Origin of the sequence: Oceanobacillus alkalisoli, from assembly GCF_021556485.1 — a bacterium.
GTDB lineage: Bacteria > Bacillota > Bacilli > Bacillales > Amphibacillaceae > Oceanobacillus > Oceanobacillus alkalisoli.
Genome location: NZ_JAKGBW010000061.1, coordinates 1 through 308, shown reverse-complemented (window position 1 = coordinate 308; position 308 = coordinate 1). Strand labels below are relative to the sequence as shown.

At 35.4% G+C, this 308-nt stretch carries 1 pseudogene; it reads left to right on the top strand.

Annotation, left to right across the window (positions count from 1 at the left end):
* Positions 1-308 (top strand): annotated as a pseudogene (locus tag LZD48_RS18500) (IS5/IS1182 family transposase); the annotation flags it as partial.

Sequence of the window (308 nt, the reverse complement as noted above, 5' to 3'; positions counted from 1 at the left end):
AGAAGAAGCTATTTTTATTGATGGAACGAAGATCGAAGCTAATGCAAATAAATTTACTTTTGTTTGGCGGAAATCCACGGAACGATATAGTGAAAAGCTGATTGAAAAATCAAATCAACTGTACGATAAGTTGTTAGAAAAAGAAATTATTCCAGCCATTGAACAAGAAAGCGAAGAAGAGTTGTCGGTACAAGAACTGGAAGAAATCGTTGAAAAGTTAGACGAAAAAATCGAGGAATATGACGATAAGATTGAAGCGTGTGAAGTTGGAAGTGAGCGTAAGAAAATCCGTTCGGAACGTAAATTTC